Source organism: Candidatus Omnitrophota bacterium (assembly GCA_018894435.1).
Taxonomy (GTDB): domain Bacteria; phylum Omnitrophota; class Gorgyraeia; order JAHIPI01; family JAHIPI01; genus JAHIPI01.
In genome coordinates, this window is the sequence record JAHIPI010000025.1 from 1 (window position 1) to 2142 (window position 2142).

Annotated in this window: 3 protein-coding genes; all 3 read left to right on the plus strand. The window is 47.6% G+C overall.

Features of this window, described 5'->3' with window-relative positions; genetic code table 11:
* On the plus strand, positions 1-219 hold a 219-nt coding region (locus KKI13_02020; GenBank protein MBU4487827.1), incomplete at its 5' end, for a V-type ATP synthase subunit A.
* Positions 220-222: 3 nt separating this feature from the next.
* Positions 223-1524: a V-type ATP synthase subunit B gene (locus KKI13_02025; GenBank protein MBU4487828.1), complete on the plus strand. Its 1302-nt coding sequence runs from the start codon at positions 223-225 to the stop codon at positions 1522-1524.
* Between the two features lie 51 nt (positions 1525-1575).
* A partial coding sequence (locus tag KKI13_02030; GenBank protein ID MBU4487829.1) for a V-type ATP synthase subunit D occupies positions 1576-2142 on the plus strand: 567 nt, incomplete at its 3' end.

The window sequence follows — 2142 nt, forward strand, 5'->3', positions numbered from 1 at the left end:
AAATATATATTCGATTTTATCTATGGTATATTAACCGCCGAATTTGAGTTTGAGGACAAAGAAAAAGCGCTAGAATTTTTCCAAAAGTTAAGGCAGGAGTTCCGCGGCTGGAATTCGGCCGCGTGGGATAGCGCCGTCTTTAAAAAGACGGAAAAAGACATCACCTCTTTATTAGAAAGTAAAATAATAAGAAAAAGCGAAACAGTGGATAAGGATTGATATATGGATAGAGTATATACAAACATCATACAGATAGCGGGTGACGTTATTACGGTGGAAGCCGAGAACGTCAGCTATATGGACATAGCAGTGGTCTCGGCAAAACAGGGCACGTCTCTGGCGCAGGTGATACGCCTGGACGGAAAGAGGGTATCGCTTCAGGTATTTGCGGGGAGCCGCGGTATATCTACCGGCGATAAAGTGAAGTTTTTAGGCCATCCGATGCGCATTGCAAGCGGAGAAGAACTTTTGGGCCGCATATTTAACGGAAGCGGCGAACCGCTCGATAAAGGACCTGCTCTCTCGGATAATATGATAGATATCGGCGGGCCTCCGGTAAACCCGGTAAAACGCATCATACCCAATAAGATGGTGCGCACAGGCATCCCCATGATAGACGTCTTCAATTCTCTCGTCGTGTCGCAAAAATTGCCCATATTTTCAATAGCGGGCGAGCCCTATAACGACTTATTAGCGAGGATAGCCATACAGGCCGAAGTCGACGTGATAATATTGGGCGGCATGGGGCTAAAGTATGACGACTACCTGTTTTTCCGCGACACCCTGGAAGAGCACGGCTCGCTTTCAAGATGCATATTTTTTATCCACACAGCGGCGGACCCTACCGTAGAATGCCTTCTTGTACCCGATATAAGTTTAGCGGTCGCGGAACAATTTGCTTTGGCAGGCAAGCAGGTCCTGGTGCTCCTGAGCGATATGACAAATTTCTGCGACGCGCTTAAAGAGATAGCTATAACGATGGAACAGGTGCCTTCCAACCGCGGTTATCCGGGCGATCTTTACAGCCAGCTTGCGGCGCGGTACGAAAAGGCCGTAGATTTTGACACTGCCGGTTCCATAACCATACTCGCGGCCACTACCATGCCGGGTGATGACGTTACTCACCCTGTGCCCGACAACACGGGATATATAACCGAAGGCCAATTTTATCTTAAAGGAGGCGTGATCGAGCCATTCGGCTCGCTAAGCCGGCTAAAACAACAGGTTAACGGCAAGACGCGCGACGATCACAGGACCATAATGGATACGATGATACAGTTATTCGCCAGTTACCGCGAGGCGCTTGAAAAACAGTCCATGGGTTTTCAAATGAGCGGTTGGGACAAAAAACTGATGAAATACGGTAAGCTTTTCGAGAAGGAGATGATGTCCCTGCAGGTAAATATACCGCTGGAACAGGCGCTTGATAAGGGCTGGAACATTATGGCCGAGTGTTTTACGCCGGAAGAGACGGGCATAAAAAAATCAATGATAGAAAAACATTGGCCTGGGGTCAGACCCTGATTATGTTAACTACGTAGTTTACATAACGAGGGTCTGACCCCAAAGGTTGTCATGAAAGTAAAATTAACAAAAGGCGAGTTAAAAAGACAACGCGATGCACTGAGGCAGTATGAGAGATATCTGCCTACATTGCAGCTTAAGAAACAACAGCTTCAGCTCGAGATTCTGCATCAACAGGTGACTCTTGATAAAGAGCGGCTTGATGAAGAAGAAAAGATGAATAACGCAATGTCGTGGGCGGGCCTCTTGTCGGATGTGCAATTTGATCCGAAAAAATACGTAAAGAGCGGCCGGCTTACGAAAGATACCCGCAATATCGCCGGAGCGGACATACCGCTTTTTGTAAAGATGGATTTCCCCCGCGCCGAGTACGACCTTTTCATAACACCTTTGTGGATAGACGCGGCCATTGACGCCCTGCGCGAGATAGAAACCGCAAGAAAGAAGATAGAGATCCTCGAGGAGGGCGTGCGTATATTAAAACACGAACTGCGCATTACGACCCAGCGGGTCAATCTTTTCGAGAAGATCAAGATTCCGGAGGCAAAAGAGGCCATAAGGCTTATCAAAATATACATAGGCGACCAGATGGCGAATACGGTAGGCAGAAGTAAGATA